Origin of the sequence: Oribacterium sinus (assembly GCF_963537195.1) — a bacterium.
GTDB classification, from domain to species: Bacteria; Bacillota; Clostridia; order Lachnospirales; family Lachnospiraceae; genus Oribacterium; species Oribacterium sinus_A.
The window spans coordinates 1-16,289 of record NZ_CAUTEG010000053.1 but is presented as its reverse complement, the minus strand read 5'-3'; the positions used below and the strand labels follow the sequence as shown (position 1 = coordinate 16,289).

The window sequence follows — 16,289 nt, the reverse complement described above, 5'->3', positions numbered from 1 at the left end:
ATCTATCGCTGTGACTGGAAGTTCAGACGTGTGCTCTTCCGATCTTAAAAAACAGTCGAAATCGAAAGAATTTCTAAAGACCTTGACACCCTCTTAGGAGGGTGTTATTCTTTGAAAAGATTTAGCACTCGAAAATGATGATTGCTAACAAATGAGAAAAAACGTAAAGGAATGAGGAAGAAGAGAAGAAGCTTTTTTCTTGTTTCAGAAGGGATATGTATATGAGTATGCAAGATATTTTGGAACAAATCCGTTCCCTTTTAAAAAAGAAGAAAAGGGGGCGGATTTCTGCCATTTCTCGGGATATTCCTCAGGATATGCTAAAAAAGCAGAATTCTAAACAGGGAAATGAAATACAAAGCCCCCAGGGTCAAAGCTCTGAAGTACAAAGCTTTTCAGGCCAAAAATCCGGCGAGCAAAATAGGGAAGGCCGGGAAGCTGCATTAGGAAGTTCTTCGGAAAAAGCTGCCGAAGGACAAGAGGGACAAAAGCTCCATGGACAAGAGGCGGATGCACGAATGACGGCTCAAAATGCTGCCGGAGTGAATACAGTAACTATTCAAGCTGTAGCGGAAGATTCGACAGTGGAAAAAAACACGGCCGGGCAGAGTACAGAGGGGCAAAATGGCATAGAGAGAGCCAAAGACAATATGACAGAATATAGAGGAGGAAATGTGATGCGGGTAATTCCAGTTTATAATATGATGGTTCTTCCCCATTCCTACATTTATTTTCAGGTACAAAGCTTTAAAAATATTGCAGGACAGGAAATCAGACAGGACGACCATGTATTACTGGCTGTTTTAAAGGAAGACAGCTTTAATATCAAGGATTTAAGGAAGGAAGAGTTCCACTCCGTTGCGGTAGAGGGAAGTGTTACGGAAATCAGCGGAGACGGCTACGTGGTGGTTCGTACAGGACAGAGAGTTAAAATTATGGAGTTGGCTCAAAAAGAAGGGGAGCCCCTGTTGTTGGAAACCGCTCCATTAAGCGATATCGAGGACTTGGATCGGGAGGATTCCGAGCGTAAGCTGAAGGAAATCAAGGCGGAATTAAAGACGCTGGTGGATCGTTTTAGAGCCGGAAGCATTATGCAGACCATGATTGACCAGTACGGTTCCATTCAAGAGGTGGCTTGCATTCTTTCCCCCTGGCTCAGTTTGAAAAATGAAGAGCGTTATCAGGTACTTAAGGAAGACAGACTTTCTGTTCGTACCAAGATGCTGGAGCAGATTCTTTATGAATATGTGGAAGTGACCAAGGTTACCTCCGATGCCAGAAATCAGCAGCAGGAGGACTACCAGAAGCTCTATAAGGAGCAGGCTTTACAAAAGCAAATCGACTATTTGCAAAAAGAGCTGGATGAGATGCATCCGGAAAAGGTTTCCGATTTAAGAAAGCTGGAGCTTAAGATTGAAGAATCCGGCATGAACGAGATTGCCAAGAAGGAAGCCACAAAGATTTTAAATCGTTTGAAAAATGAAGGTACTAACGGTCAAGAGGCAGGTATGCTTTATGACTACATGGACTTTGTGACAGGACTTTCCTGGAAGAAGGAAGAGCAGAAGAGCATTGACTTGGATGAGGCGGAAAAGATTCTCTCCGAAGACCACTTCGGCTTAAAGAAGGTTAAGGAAAGAATGATTCAGCAGATTGCTGTCATGAACTTAAAGAAACAGCAGTCCGGTTCCATCCTTCTCTTTGTAGGTGCTCCCGGAACAGGAAAAACCAGTATCGGAAAGAGCATTGCCAAGGCTCTTGGCAGAAAATATGTCCGGGTAAGCTTGGGTGGCGTGCGAGATGAGGCGGATATTCGAGGACACAGAAGAACCTATCTTGGAGCTATGCCCGGAAGAATTATGGACGGTATCCATAAGGCGGGAGTTTCCAACCCGGTTATGGTATTGGATGAGGTAGATAAGCTTTCCTCCTCCTACAACGGAGATCCGGCAGCAGCCTTGCTGGAGGTACTGGATCCGGAGCAGAACAATACCTTTACGGATCACTATATGAATGTACCTTATGATCTTTCCGATGTGCTCTTCATTTGCACCGCAAACACCACGGACAGCATTCCCGCACCTCTCCTAAACCGTATGGAGGTGATTCAGTATCAGGGCTATACTCCCAGGGAGAAGTTTGAAATCGGTAAACGGCACCTGATGAAGAAGGCTTTGAAGAATGTAGGCCTTCAGCCGGAAAATGTGGAACTCAGCGATGAGGCCTTGGAAAGCATTATCTCCGACTACACCAGAGAAGGTGGCGTGAGAGGGCTGAAAAAGCGCCTGGATACCCTGTGCAGAATTGCCGCTGTGCATTTGGTAAGAGGAAAGGGCGAGAAGATTACCGTAGGGAAAGAGGATTTACAGGAATATCTGGATATGAATCCTCTTCATCATAGAGAAGTGGAAGAAAAGGGCAGAGCCGGTGTGGTCACAGGTCTTGCTTGGACTGCGGTGGGAGGAGAAATTCTCTTTATCGAGACTCTTGCTACCAAGGGAGAGGGCAAGCTTACCATTACCGGACAGCTGGGCAATGTAATGAAGGAATCTGCCCAGATTGCCATCAGTCTGGTAAAGTCCATGTTCCCGGAGAAGGCAAGCTTCTTTAAGGAAAATGACTTACACATCCATGTTCCTGACGGAGCAACCCCGAAGGATGGCCCCTCAGCAGGTGTAACCCTCACCGTAGCCTTATCCTCCTTGGTGACAGGACAGGCAGTTTGCCCTCAGATTGCCATGACAGGAGAAGTTTCCCTGGAAGGAAAGGTAAATCCTATCGGAGGACTTCCGGAGAAGCTGATGGCTGCGGAGCGTGCAGGGGTAAAGACTGTCTTGATTCCCAAGGCAAATGTAGATGACCTTCGGGATGTACCGGAAGAGGTAAAGGATAAGCTGGAGATTCGTCCCGTGGAAAATGTGGATGAAGCTTTGGAAATTTGTGGCATCGAAAAGAGCACAGAAACTCCTTCTGAAGAAAAGTCCGAAGAGTAAAAATGAGGCTGTAAAAATCAAAATAATATAGAAATTTTCGACAATATAGGTCTGAATGCGGGAGCGTGCCCCAATTTCAGACCTATATTGTTTAGAAAATTATTTTGGTACTTACACTCCATTTTACAGCCTCATTTTTCTTTTGTTTTATAGGGAAGCAACGAATAAAGACAAAATAGATAATAAAATATCATTTTGAAAATAAAAAATTATTCATATTTACAAATCTGTTGTTTGGAGATATAGTCCTTAGTGTTAGAAAAAACTAATTTTGTCCTTGAAAGGAGCTGCACATGTCTACAACATCAGTACAGAAGCATACGAAATCCGGTTTTACTACTTTGGGAATCGCAATCACGGCAGTGTTGATTGCACTATCTACTTTGCTTACGATGTTTACCAAGATTCCCGTACCCGGAATACGTGGATATTTCAATGTAGGAGATGCGGTGATTATGTTGGCGGCTCTTCTACTGGGAAGAAAAGAGGGAACGCTGGTGGGGGCTATCGGTCCAGCCTTAGCAGATTTGCTTTTGGGCTATGCGGTATTTGTGCCGATTACCTTTTTGGTAAAGGGAATTGAAGGCTTTTTGGTAGCCACCGTCTACGGCAAAAAGAAAAGCTTTTCCTCCGCTCTTCTGGCGACGGTTATCGGTGGAGTGATTATCGTTGCAGGATACTTTGTAGCGGAGAGCTTCGTCTTTGATTTTGGTGTAGCCTCTGCAGGAATCCTGACCAATACCATTCAGGCGGTAATGAGTGTGTTGATTTCCATGCTTCTCTATACTGCTCTTCGGAAGATTCCTTTTATTGCAAATTTTTCCAAGCAGGTGCAAGAGTAAAGAAATTTCTTGAATTTTTCAAGTTTCTTAGTATAATAAGCAAGGAAACTATTTTTTACTGTTTTCTGCCGAGATTTAAGAATTCCACTTGAATTCTTTGGCAAAGAAGCTTTGCACGTAAGTGCCCTGACCTTAGGAAAAGAGCTCAGGGCGACCGGAAAAAAGGAGGAACTGCAGATGGTTTTAGTACCCGTTATCCTTATCGTAATTGTTCTTGTTTGGTTTATCGGACAGAGCAATATGCTGAATCGTTACTTGGTTATTATCGAAGAATCCAAGAAGACAGTGGATATTACCTTGGTAAAGCGTTACGACACCATTTCGGAAATGTTAAAGGTGGCTAAGGCCTATGCCAAGCATGAGGAGAAAGTATTTACCGAGCTGGTAGCTTTGCGTCAGGGAGGAAGTATTCAGGATACGAACCGAGCGATTGCCAACCAAAATGATGTATTGGCACAGATTCGTATGGTAGGAGAGAATTATCCGGAGCTTCTGTCTTCCAAGCAGTTTTTAAACCTACAGTCCGAGATTGCCAGTGAAAATGAAGATTTGGCAGCAGCAAAGCGGATTGTCAACAGTAATGTGCGTGTGATTAATCAGGCTATTGTAAGCTTCCCCACAAGCATAGTTGCAGGAATCAAGGGACTTAGAAAGGTGGATTTCCTGGAAGAGGATTTACAGGGCAAGAGAGATTTAAAGGATTTGGATTACAATATGGATTAATGGCGGATAAGCCTTCGCTCAGAAAGAGCACAGGGCTTAAAGTTGGAAATTTGGCAGGCGGAAAAGTCGGGATATGGGGATTTTTCTGCCTGCTTTTCTAATCGTAAGGAAGCTGTACCGGGAAGTTTGGAAGTGACTAAACAATACATGAAGAATAATGAAAGCTGGGGAGGAGAACTATGGAGGATAGCCAAGAGTTTCAAATGAAATATGAGACCATGCGGAAGAAAGTACTGGCTTTGATGAAATGGGCTGTTGTGAAGCCATTAATGGCTCTATCCTCTTTTGCAGGATTAATGCTTCCCGGAGGAGGAACCGCGTCTGCCGTCCTTATGATAGCTCTTCCGGTCCTAATTTTCCTTTATTTTTACAAGACAAATCCCGGATTCTTTAGGGAGAAGCGAAAAAAGATTCAAGATGTTTATATGGAAGAGTTCATAGAACCTATGTTAAGGGATTGGTATCCTGATGTAACTGTTGAGGAGAAGGAAAAAATACCTTTTGAGGAAGTCAAGAAGTTCCTTCCCTCTTCTGAAGAATATACACAAAATACAGCAATACAATTTCATGATGAAAAGGATCTTAGAATACAAAATTGTTCTGCCTGGCATCAAAAATCAGGAAAGAATAGAACGTATATTCGTGATTTTTTAGGACAGGTTTTTTGTATGAATAGTCCTGTTTCCATAGAAGGAGAAGTCCGTATTGTGCCCACGGGCCGATCCAAATTCATGAATAAAGAAGTGCAACGACGTTATCCTCCTTGTGAAAGAGGGGAAAAGAAAATTGATACGGAAGATATTCAAAATAATGAGAGATACGATATTTACACTAACGATGAGATGGGCGCCAGGCGTTTCTTAACGCCGGGAAGGCTTAGGAAGTTTACGGAGCATTTTTCCGAAAGGGAAATCTCGGTTTATCTAAAGGGGAGCAAGTTGTATGTTGCTGTTAATAGCGGATATTCCCTGTTTCGCGTTTCTTTGAATAGTCTGGAATTTTGGCAAATGAACTATGAAGAGGAATGCGAAAGATTTCGTGATTCTTTAGGGGATATTAAAGATATCTGTGAGGGATTTGAAGAATAAGAAAAGATATTTAGGAAATAAAGGATAAGCGCTCGAGGAATACTTTAACAACAAAGATATAGTTTAGCAGTAGCCTTAAAGAATAGAAAGGACATTTATGTTAGGAACTTTGGAAGAGGATTTAAAGAAAATTGAGGACATGGAGGACAGTGCGGAGTTTCAAATCAAACTCCAAGCACTTCGTAAGAAAATGTTGGAAATTAAAAGGTGGTCTACAGCAAAATACCTTGTTCCGTTTTTTCTGATTCTTATGCCTCGTCTTATCGGGCGGGACAGTATGATCCTTTGCTTTATTTTGATTGGTAGCGGTCTTTTGTTTTATTATCTAAAATACCATAAGATGCCGGAGTTCTTCAGTAATATGGAAAGCCTTCAGGATGTTTATGCCAAGGAGGTGCTGGAGCCGCTGTTACAGAACTTCTATCCCGACCTAACGGTGAAAAAGAAGGGAATTGCTCTGGAGGATGTAGTGAGGTTCACCCCAAAGTCTCAAAAATATCTGCAAGATACCTTTTTGTTCTTTCATGATGACAGAGGACTTCTTATAGGAAATCTGGAGTCCTATCATACAACAGGCGGAAAGCATTCCACCACGGTGTATGATTTTACAGGACAGCTGTATTGCATGAAGAGCCCGGTGGCGGTGCAGGGAGAAGTTCGCATTGTCCCTACGGATAGAGCTTTTCTTTTAAAAAATGAAGTCCAGTACAGATATCTCGGCTGCGGAAAAGGGGAGATGAAGCTGGATACGGAAGACATTCAGCACAATGAGCATTTTGACATCTATGCCACGGATGAGTTTGGAACAAGACGCTTTTTAACCCCGGAAGTGCTCAGGGTATTTTCCGAAAAATTTGCGGGACAGGAGCTTTCAATCTATATCAAAGGAGATCTGCTCTATATCGCCATTTACAGCGGCCACAAAATGTTTAGAGCCCCTTATACAGAGGCAGATATTAATAACCTCTCCTTCACGGAGGAGTATAAGAAGCTTCGGGGCTCCTTAGAGTATATCGAAGACATTTGCAAGGCCTTCGAAGAAAAATAATAGAGGGATGGAAATATTCAAGGCAATGTGATTCTATTTCATGCGTAACGGTCTAAAAAGAGGGTAATCTGAGCCCGTCAGTACTTAGTGAAAGCGAACAAAGTGAAGCTTGAACTTAGTACTGTAAGGACAGACTTTTCATCAGAAAAGTCGTCCTGATACAGACCAACTTTCGAAGGAAGTTGCTTTGCGAAGCAAAGTGAGCAGTGGTTAACATAAACCACTGCTCAGTCAAGGCGAAGTTAGCGGGAGCGTGCCCGAATTTTAGACCGTTACGGCATGAAATATATTACCTTTATTCCATCCCTCTATTTTCATCAAAAGTCAGCCTTGCAAATGTCTTTTACTCCTCTAAGCGCTCCGGAGCGTAATATAATACCTGTGTGCCGTCATTTTCAAAGGAGAAGGGCACATGAATCAAGTTCTTCATGGCTTCTAAAACCTTTCCCTGCTTTTCCTTCTCCACATAGAAGAGGAGGAAGCCGCCACCGCCGGCACCCAGCAACTTTCCGCCAAGGGCTCCGGCCTTGCGACCCTGTTCGTAAAGGGCATCAATGCTGTCGGTACTGATGGTTTTTGCGGTCTTTCGCTTTAATTCCCAGGTCTTATGGAGAAGACGACCGAAGTCGTTTAAATCCTTGTGCTTATCCTGCAAAACATTCTCTGCTTCCACCAGCAAAGCCTTCATCTCGGACAAAAGACTTAGCTTGTCCTCAGGGGAGGACTTTTTATTTTCCTTCTGTACTTCGGAGGAAAACCGGGTAAAGCCGGTGAAGAAGAGCATAAGGTTTTCTTCCAGTGCCTTCTTTCTTTCCGGGAAAATGAGAATGGGGCTTACGGTATAGCCGTTTTGGGAAAACTCGATATGATTTAGCCCTCCAAAGGCTGCGGCAATCTGGTCCTGCCAGCCGCCGGATTCCTGACAAAGCACTCTTTCCAGATAAATGGCTTCATCTGCCAGGGTTTTCTTCCCCACATACTTTCCCTTTAAGGCATGGAAGGCATGGAGCATCCCCACTGCGAAGGAGGAGCTGGTGCCAAGGCCGGAACGGGCGGGAAGATCCGCCTCGTAATTCAAACGAATCTTCTGCATATCCAACATTTTCATAGCCTCCCGGATAGCCGGGTGCTGGATTTCCTCAAGGGAAGAGACCCTTTCCGTCTTGGAGTAGGAAAGCTCGGTGCTATAGTCAAAAAAAGGAGGCAAATGCCGGACATTTACATAACAGTATTTGTCAAAGGTGGTGGAAAGCACCGCTCCGCCATGCTCCTTGAAATATTCTTCCATATCGGTGCCGCCACCGAAAAAGGACATTCGAAAGGGGGTTTTGGTAATAATCATGTTTGCTCCTTGTGGATAATTGATGTAGCTGTCAGAATGAGGGGGATAGCCCTCTTATGCACCCGCCGGGTGGCTTACAAGCTCCTACACATATTAGCCTGTAATTTTGCTTTTACAGTATAGCATTTAATCGGAAATATCCAAATCTCGGGTAATCAGAAACTGATAGCCGGGGAATTTCTCTTCCAGCTCTTTTTGGATGCCGTCAATAAGGCCATCCCGGTCCTTTTCTTCGAAATCCACCACAACATCCATGTGAATCCGTTTCTTCTCTTCTTCTACATAAAAGCCATGCATCTGTAAAACATGCTCCTTGGATAAAACCAGATCATGAATTTCCTGCTGGAGCTTCAGGAGGGCTTTATTTTCCGTGTTGCGAGAGTAAATGCTGATTCCCGCCATAATCACATGGAAGTTTTTGTAGATTTTCCTTTCAATCTTCCGCATTAAGGCATCCAGCTCTGCGGCGTGCATGGTATCCGCCACCTCGATATGGGCGGAGGCCAGATAGGTGTCCGGCCCATAGTTATGGAGGAAGAGATCATAGGTTCCGAAAACGCCGGGAATGGCATTGATGGTTTCTTTAATCTCCTTAGTCAAGTTGCTGTCTGCTCTTGCACCAAGAATCTGGGAAAGGGTTTCCTGTAAAAGCTCCCAGCCGGCTTTTAAGATAAAGAAGGAAATCACAACCCCCACATAGGCCTCTAAGGAGATACCGGTAAAACGGAAAAAGAGGGCGGATAAAAATACGGATAAGGACAGGATGGCATCATTTCCCGCATCCTCACCACTGGCAATAAGATTTTGGGAATTTACCTTTTCACCTCTTCTTTTTACAAAACGGCTCAAGAAAAATTTGACCAAAACCGCTACAAAAATGATTACTAAGGAAATCACACTGTAGCTGGGTTCCTCCGGGTGGAGGATTTTCTTTCCCGATTCGATTAAAGATGTGAAACCGGCGTACAGCACCAATAGACTGATGACACTGGCGGTGAGATATTCAATTCGTCCGTGCCCCAAAGGATGCTCCCGGTCCGGAGCCCTATTTGCCAGTCTAGTTCCTACAATGGTTATGACTGAGGAAAGGGCATCCGTTAGATTATTTACTGCATCCAGAGTAATGGAAATGGAGTTGGAAAGAAGTCCGACTCCTGATTTAAAACCGGCCAAAAACAGATTGGCCAGAATACCGATGATACTGGTTTGGACAATGACTTTTTCTCTATTGTTATTCATAAAGTTACTCTATTCTATGTTTTGCAGAATTCCTTTCGCGTTTCTCTCAACTGTTTTCTGCAGAAATCTCCCTTCTCTTTGCTATCTTATTTCCAAAAGATGTTTTTCGGAAGCTTTACCTCCGGCTTGTCAAAAAGCTTGTCTTTAATGGCAAGCTTCTTCGCCTCTTCATCGTAAATGGCCATAGGCTTCTGTCTGTCCTTGATGGCAAGGATAATGGGCACAAGGAAAATGGCCACCACACCTCCGGCAAAGCCGTTGTTATAAAGATTTGTCCCATTATAAAGAATTCCAACATTTAAGGCAACGGAAGAATGAAGAAAACCGGCTGCAATTCCCCAGAAAATGCCGAATTCTCCTGCAATGGGAGCCAAGGTAGTCACAAGAATCAGGGTGAGGGTAGAGCTGGGATCCTGCACGGACCAAACCTTCAAGAATCCTGCAAGAATTACGCCGAAGATTACCGGTAGAATATTTCGCAGATGCTTTCCGGTGGCACTAAAGCCCACCAGACAGAAGATGGAACCGATGGTGGGGCCGTTAAAGTCTCCTCCCAGAATGTAGAGAATTAAAGTCATGGCAAGACCGTTTACCCCCATGTTGAAAATGGTGGGATAGTCTCCGTATTTCTTTAAATAGTCCGGATTTCCCTGTCCGCTTTCCTTCAGGATATCCCGATAGCCAAGAATTGTTTCCTTTCGTCCAAAGAAAAGGGAAAGGAGCATCAAGACGAGAAAGAGCGCAAGCAGACTGTAGAAGCCAAAGAGTCTGTGGGTGGTATCCCAAACCAGTCGGGACTCGATTTTTACCCCGAAGGATTTCATCAGAGAAATGACGATGGTGGCGATAATACCGCAGGCGAAACCGGCATTGTAGAGGGAATAGCCCATGTGAGCGTGCTTGGTGTGGAGGGAAATGGGAACCAAAACATAACCGATGACAAGTCCCACAGCAAGCGCCAAAAGAAGCTGAAGGACACCCGGAATATTGGGAATCAGCAGAATCTGGGTGATAATCGGAGAAAGGGTGGTACCGCAAAGCCCGATGTGAAGATATTTTCGGAAGGGAACCCGGTGAATTTTGGCATAAAGGGCATAGCCCAGAATTATTGCCCAGATATTTAAAAGATTCTTTCCGAAAAGAGAAAAGCCGAACATCAGGCAGGAGGCCATGATACAGCTTCCGTCAAAATTGGATTTGGCGATACAGAGTAAGCCCAGGGAAATAATGGTGAGGCATCCCGCATTGAAAAAGGCTGCTCCCACGCCGCCTACCACAAAATAGTCCGTAATCAAAATATCCGGTTGTACAATGATTTCCCGTACACCTTCAAAAATGCTCATAGGGTTTTGCTGGGTAAGACTGATGAGCATAAAATAAATAGGCACAATGGACATTAAAAGATAACGCTCCCAGTTCGGGAGAAAATGATGTAAAAGCAACTTGCTGTTTTCTGTATTTTTCATGAAAAAATTCTGCTCCTTCACTGCCGGGGGAGGGGGATTTTCCTAGCCGATTCCTCCAAATTAAACTCTTAAAATTTTACAGGAAAAAGAAAAAATAAGCAATTATAAGATTATAAGCAATTCCTTTATGAATAATAAATTTTATAGAGGCATTCTATAGGAACATTGTGAACATGAATCTATCAGGATCTTTGGGAAGAAAGACTTGCCTTTCTTTAGACTTTGTGCTATCTTGGTACGGCTAAGGGGTACGCCCCGACAGGTCGCTATTCCTATAGGAAAGCACTTGTATTATGAAAACTAAGTAATCCCCAAGAGGGATAGACGAACCGCATGGTTGGCAATCATGCAGAAAGAGGGAGAAAATGAGAGAAGGTATTCATCCAACTTATCACCAGGCAACCGTAACATGTAACTGTGGAAACACATTTGTAACAGGATCCACAAAGCCGGAAATTCACGTGGAAATCTGTTCCAAGTGTCATCCGTTCTACACAGGAAACCAGAAGCTGGCATCCGCTAAGGGTAGAATCGATAAGTTCAATAAGAAGTTTGGAATGCAGCAGCAGTAAAAAGCAGGGCCTCGGCCCTGTTTTTTTGTTAATCTTTATGAAAAAAGCGTGATACTTTCTTGGGAACGATTGTTCAAAGGCCGGTACTTTAGTATAATTCTTCCTATTCCGGAAAGATAATTGGTTTATTTCCCGTTGAAACTTCTGTGTGTTTTGAAAATGCTTGGAGTTTGGAGATCATCTTCAAAATAGAAAAGAAAGAATAGAAATCTTTTTGTATAGCCGGATAGTAAGAGCTTTGGAAAGGAAGAATTTTGGAAAAACAGGTATATAGCGGTATCGGCGGTCAGGCAGTGATCGAAGGCATTATGATGAAGAATAAGGAGGACTATTCCGTTGCGGTACGAAAGCCGGACGGCAGTATCGATGTGATACAGGGAGAGTATCTGTCTTTAACGGACAAATACCCTTTCTTCCGCCTTCCTTTTTTACGGGGAATTTTATCCTTTTACGATTCTATGGCACTGGGGATGAAGTGCCTTAGCCATAGTGCCAGCTTTTATGAGGATGATGAGGGAAGCGAGCCGGGAAAGCTGGAGCAGTTTTTGGATAAGCTTTTCGGAGAGAAGGTGGAGCAGGTGCTTTCCGCCTTAGTGATGGTCTTTTCCTTTGCTATGGCTCTGTTTATTTTTGTGGCTTTGCCCACTATTTTGCTAAGCTTTGTGAAGAAATTTCTTCCTATTGAATCGGCTCTGGCCTTCTTGGAGGGCTTACTTCGTATTTTGATTTTTGTTTTATATATCAAGCTGATTTCCCGGGCTAAGGATATTCGCAGGACCTTTGAATACCATGGGGCGGAGCACAAATGCATTAACTGTGTGGAGCATGGACTGGACTTAACCGTGGACAATGTGATGGCTTCCTCCAAGGAGCATAAGCGTTGCGGTACCAGCTTTATCGTCTATGTGATGATGATTTCCATCTTCCTCTTTATGTTTTTGCATTTTGACAGCCTCTATTTAAAGATACTGTCTCGTCTTCTTTTGATTCCGGTGATTGCGGGCATCAGCTATGAGGTGCTTCGTCTGGTGGGAATGGTGGACAACCCTCTTACCCGCTTGCTCTTTATTCCCGGTATGTGGATGCAGGGCTTAACTACCAAGGAGCCGGAGCGGGACGAGGTGGAAGTGGCCATTGCGGCGGTGGAACGGGTCTTTGACTGGAGAGCCTTTCAGAAGAAGGCCTTTCCGGAGAAGGCAGTTTCCCAGCAGGCGGTTTCTGAAAGTTCGATTTCCGAGCAGGCGGTTTCGGGGAATGCGAATTCAGAGCAGACGGCTTCAAAACCGGCTTCGGGGAATGCGGTTTCGGAAAATATGATTTCTGAGCAGGCGGTTTCTGAGGAAGGGGAAGCGTGATGGAAGATTGGATAGCTTCCTGGGAAGGTCTGGGCTTTCCGAAGCTTAAGGAAGCAAGCTTGCAAAAAATAGAAACAACGGGGAAGAAGCTCCTTGTGGAAGCAGGGGTGGAAGAAGAGGAGGCGGCATTGGAAGTCCGCCTCCTTTTACAGGAAAGCTTTTCTCTGAATACCGCAGGCTATCTTCTTAGAAAGCAGGAGCTCTTATGCAAGGCGGACAGGGAAAACGTGGAAGCAGCCGACATTGAACAAACGGAAATATTGGGAAAGCTTCATTCCTTTTTTGAATACTTTGAAAAGCGGAGAAGACGGATTCCCTTGGCGCAAATTCTGGGAAGACAAAGCTTCTACGGACTGGATTTTTTTGTCAATGAAGATGTACTGATTCCTCGGGCAGATACAGAGTGTTTGGTGGACCTGGTCTTGGAAGACTATGCAGACTTGGCGAAGCAGGCCGGATCTTCTTCCTTAAATATTTTGGATCTATGCACAGGCAGCGGTTGCATCGGGATTTCTGTGGCAAAGCATTTGCCCTATCAGGAACTGCTTTTGGTGGATCTTTCGGAAAAGGCTTTGGCGGTGGCCAAGAAAAATGCGGAAAAGCATTTAGGGGAAAATGTTACGCTCTTGCAAAGTGACTTATTGACGGGGGTGCAGGGAAAGAAATTTTCCCTACTGCTCTCCAATCCTCCCTATATCGTCAGCAGGGTGATTCCCGGCTTGGATCGGGAGGTTTCGGAGTATGAGCCTAAGATGGCCTTGGACGGGGGGGAGGACGGACTGGTCTTTTATCGCCGGATTGCCAAGGAGGCAAAGGCGGTTTTGCTTCCGGGAGCAAGGCTTTACTTGGAAATCGGCTACGACCAAGGAGAGAGCGTAAAAGACATTTTCCAAAAAGAAGGATATGAAGCGGTGGAAGTTTTTCCGGATCTTGCCGGAAATCCCAGAGTGCTTCGAGGGATTTTCCCCGGAAAATAGTTCGTTTTTTCTATTGAAGAAAGAGTGATTTTTTATTTTTAAAAACTTAGGCTTCTTAGGGGGCATTATCGGGAGAAACAGTAGTTCTTTCTTGACACGATATGCCCAATCTATTAGTATAAGGATTGCGATTTAATCTATAGATTCTTAAAGGAATCTTAAAATTGGTTTCTGGCAAAGCCATAGGCTTGCAAGAGAAAGAGAGGGTAAGATGAGCTACTTAGAGATTGAGAAGGTCATTGGAAGAGAGATTATTGACTCCAGAGGAAATCCAACTGTTGAGGCAGAGGTTATGCTGTCTGACGGAACTATCGGAAGAGGAACTGCTCCTTCCGGTGCATCCACAGGAGAATTCGAAGCATTAGAGTTAAGAGACGGAGACAAGTCTCGTTTCGGTGGAAAGGGTGTTGCTAAGGCTGTTGAGAACATCAACACCATCATCAACGACGTTTTACTGGGAATGGATCCTATGGACATTTATGCTGTAGATCAGGCTATGATCGAGGCTGATGGAACCAAGGACAAGTCCAAGCTGGGTGCTAACGCAATCCTTGCTGTTTCTATCGCAACCTGCAAGGCTGCAGCAAACGCTTTAGACATTCCTCTTTACCGTTTCTTAGGCGGAGCAAACGGAAACCGTCTTCCGGTTCCTATGATGAACATCTTAAACGGTGGAGCACACGCTACCAACTCCGTAGATACACAGGAGTTCATGATTATGCCTGCAGGCGCTCCTTCCTTCCGTGAGGGACTTCGTTGGTGTACCGAGGTGTTCCATGCTTTACAGAAGATCTTAAAGGATGAGGGAAATACTACTGCAGTAGGAGATGAGGGTGGTTTCGCACCAAACTTAGCTTCCGATGAAGATACCATTGAGCACATCTTAAAGGCTATCAAGGCAGCAGGCTACGAGCCCGGTAAGGATTTCGTTCTGGCTATGGATGCCGCTTCCTCCGAGTGGAAGAGCGAAAAGGGTAAGGGCTTCTACCATCAGCCAAAGTCCGGTAAGGATTTCACCTCTGATGAGCTGATTGCTCACTGGAAGTCCTTAGTGGAGAAGTATCCTATCTACTCCATCGAAGACGGTCTGGACGAGGAAGACTGGGAAGGTTGGGAGAAGATGACCAAGGAGCTTGGAGACAAGGTTCAGCTCGTTGGTGATGACCTTTTCGTAACCAATACCGAGAGACTTTCCAAGGGAATTAAGTTAGGATGCGGAAACTCCATCCTGATTAAGTTAAACCAGATCGGTTCCGTTTCCGAGACCTTAGAGGCTATCAAGATGGCTCACAAGGCAGGATACACCGCTATTTCTTCTCACCGTTCCGGAGAGACAGAGGATACCACCATCGCTGACCTTGCGGTAGCACTGAATACCTGCCAGATCAAGACCGGTGCTCCTTCTCGTTCCGAGAGAGTGGCAAAGTACAACCAGCTTCTTCGTATCGAAGAGGAGCTTGGTGCAGCAGCATGCTATCCCGGATTCGGCGCATTCAACAGAAAGTAATTTATACCATAAAACGAGGGCTTACGTGTTTCTTACGTAAGCCCTCGTTTTAAAATAAGGGATTGTAAAAAATCAAAACAATAAGGAATTTTCGGCAATATAGGTCTGAATGAGGGGAAGTATGAGCTGGATACTTATCTAAAGCCGGTGAAGTGAAGGACTGTAAAAATCAATAATTGAAGCGAATGATGCAGTGTAGGTCTATAATAGGGGTAGTCTGAGCCCGTCGGTACTTGCGAAAAACAAGAGAAACGCAGTTTTTCGCTTAGTATCCGCTACGTGGGTTGCATAATATTAACTGAACAGGAGTGATATATAGACACGAGAAAAGGAGGATAATGCCATGATAGAATATCACAATAAAATTACAGCACTATACTCCCGCCTTTCAGTTGGTGATGAAGATAGAGACGGTGGCGAGAGTAATAGTATTGTAAATCAAAAAGCCTTTTTAGAAAGGTATGCAAGAGAAAAAAAGCTGATAAACATTCGCCACTATATCGACGATGACGAAAGCGGTAGGTTCTTTGACCGTTCAGCCTATACACAGATGATAAGCGATGTAGAGCAAGGCAAAATAGGAATTGTCATCATGAAAGATATGACAAGATGGGGAAGAGATTATCTCCAAGTAGGAAATGCGATGGAGATATTTAGAAGAAACAATGTACGCTTTATCGCTATCAATAACGGAATAGACAGCATTGACCAAAACACATTGGAATTTGCCCCATTTATCAACATCATGTCAGAGTGGTATGCAAGAGACATCAGCAAGAAAGTAAAGACAGGAATTAAAACCAAAGGAGCAGACGGAAAGCCTGTCGCAACAGAAGCCCCATACGGCTATATAAAAGACCCTGAGAACAAAGATTATTGGATCGTTGATAAAGAAGCTGCCGAAGTTGTAAAACTCATTTTCAGGCTATTTATGGAGGGGAAAAACAGAAATCAGATAGCTGTTTACCTGAAAGAAAAAGAAATACTAACCCCAACCTTTTATATGAAACAACAAGGCAGAGGAACAGCAAAAAACAAACCACTAAATGAAGAAAACAGATATAACTGGAACAAAGCAACTCTAACACGCATACTGAAAAGACAAGAGTATTGTGGTGATGTAGTCAACTTCAAGAC

Annotated in this window: 13 protein-coding genes; 10 read left to right on the top strand and 3 right to left on the bottom strand. The window is 44.1% G+C overall.

The genetic code is table 11. From position 1 onward, the window contains the following. The first annotated feature begins 215 nt into the window (after nt 1-215). The 5 genes from lon to RYL27_RS07185 all read left to right on the top strand — a co-directional run bounded on the left by lon (nt 216) and on the right by RYL27_RS07185 (nt 6,694). On the top strand, nt 216-2,993 hold the full coding sequence (gene lon / locus RYL27_RS07205) for an endopeptidase La (RefSeq protein WP_442945748.1): 2,778 nt from the start codon (nt 216-218) through the stop codon (nt 2,991-2,993). 293 nt (nt 2,994-3,286) lie between these two features. Further along, complete coding sequence (locus RYL27_RS07200) at nt 3,287-3,835, top strand: ECF transporter S component (RefSeq protein WP_007157730.1); 549 nt, start codon at nt 3,287-3,289, stop codon at nt 3,833-3,835. Nucleotides 3,836-4,012: 177 nt separating this feature from the next. After that, complete coding sequence (locus RYL27_RS07195) at nt 4,013-4,558, top strand: LemA family protein (protein WP_040649384.1); 546 nt, start codon at nt 4,013-4,015, stop codon at nt 4,556-4,558. 179 nt (nt 4,559-4,737) lie between these two features. Beyond that, nucleotides 4,738-5,646 (top strand): DUF3137 domain-containing protein, encoded by a 909-nt coding sequence (locus RYL27_RS07190; protein ID WP_308579279.1) that lies wholly within the window; start codon nt 4,738-4,740, stop codon nt 5,644-5,646. A gap of 97 nt (nt 5,647-5,743) precedes the next feature. Next, nucleotides 5,744-6,694, top strand: coding sequence for a DUF3137 domain-containing protein (locus RYL27_RS07185; protein WP_314966215.1), 951 nt, complete (start codon nt 5,744-5,746; stop codon nt 6,692-6,694). Between the two features lie 343 nt (nt 6,695-7,037). Here the strand turns inward: RYL27_RS07185 and RYL27_RS07180 are convergent, their stop codons facing one another. From RYL27_RS07180 to RYL27_RS07170, 3 genes are all read right to left on the bottom strand, one after another. Then, a complete protein-coding gene (locus RYL27_RS07180; protein ID WP_314966213.1) occupies nt 7,038-8,036 on the bottom strand; it encodes a GHMP family kinase ATP-binding protein in 999 nt (332 codons plus the stop codon). Nucleotides 8,037-8,162: 126 nt separating this feature from the next. Next, nucleotides 8,163-9,275 (bottom strand): cation diffusion facilitator family transporter, encoded by a 1,113-nt coding sequence (locus RYL27_RS07175; protein WP_314966211.1) that lies wholly within the window; start codon nt 9,273-9,275, stop codon nt 8,163-8,165. 86 nt (nt 9,276-9,361) lie between these two features. After that, nucleotides 9,362-10,741, bottom strand: a complete 1,380-nt coding sequence (locus tag RYL27_RS07170) for a DUF1576 domain-containing protein (RefSeq protein WP_314966208.1) — start codon at nt 10,739-10,741, stop codon at nt 9,362-9,364. A 365-nt stretch (nt 10,742-11,106) separates the two neighbouring features. On the opposite strand from RYL27_RS07170, the gene rpmE reads away from it, so the two are divergent. The 5 genes from rpmE to RYL27_RS07145 form a co-directional block, all read left to right on the top strand. Then, nucleotides 11,107-11,313 carry a 50S ribosomal protein L31 gene (gene rpmE, locus RYL27_RS07165; protein ID WP_040649303.1) on the top strand — a complete coding sequence of 69 codons (207 nt, stop codon included), beginning with the start codon at nt 11,107-11,109 and terminating at the stop codon, nt 11,311-11,313. Between the two features lie 254 nt (nt 11,314-11,567). Further along, nucleotides 11,568-12,668 (top strand): DUF1385 domain-containing protein, encoded by a 1,101-nt coding sequence (locus RYL27_RS07160; protein WP_331667047.1) that lies wholly within the window; start codon nt 11,568-11,570, stop codon nt 12,666-12,668. After that, nucleotides 12,668-13,645, top strand: coding sequence for a peptide chain release factor N(5)-glutamine methyltransferase (gene prmC / locus RYL27_RS07155; RefSeq protein WP_314966206.1), 978 nt, complete (start codon nt 12,668-12,670; stop codon nt 13,643-13,645). Before RYL27_RS07160 ends, prmC begins: the two co-directional genes overlap by 1 nt. Before the next feature lie 211 nt (nt 13,646-13,856). Next, nucleotides 13,857-15,152, top strand: a complete 1,296-nt coding sequence (gene eno / locus RYL27_RS07150; RefSeq protein ID WP_007157719.1) for a phosphopyruvate hydratase — start codon at nt 13,857-13,859, stop codon at nt 15,150-15,152. Between the two features lie 343 nt (nt 15,153-15,495). Next, a partial coding sequence (locus RYL27_RS07145; RefSeq protein ID WP_314966204.1) for a recombinase family protein occupies nt 15,496-16,289 on the top strand: 794 nt, incomplete at its 3' end.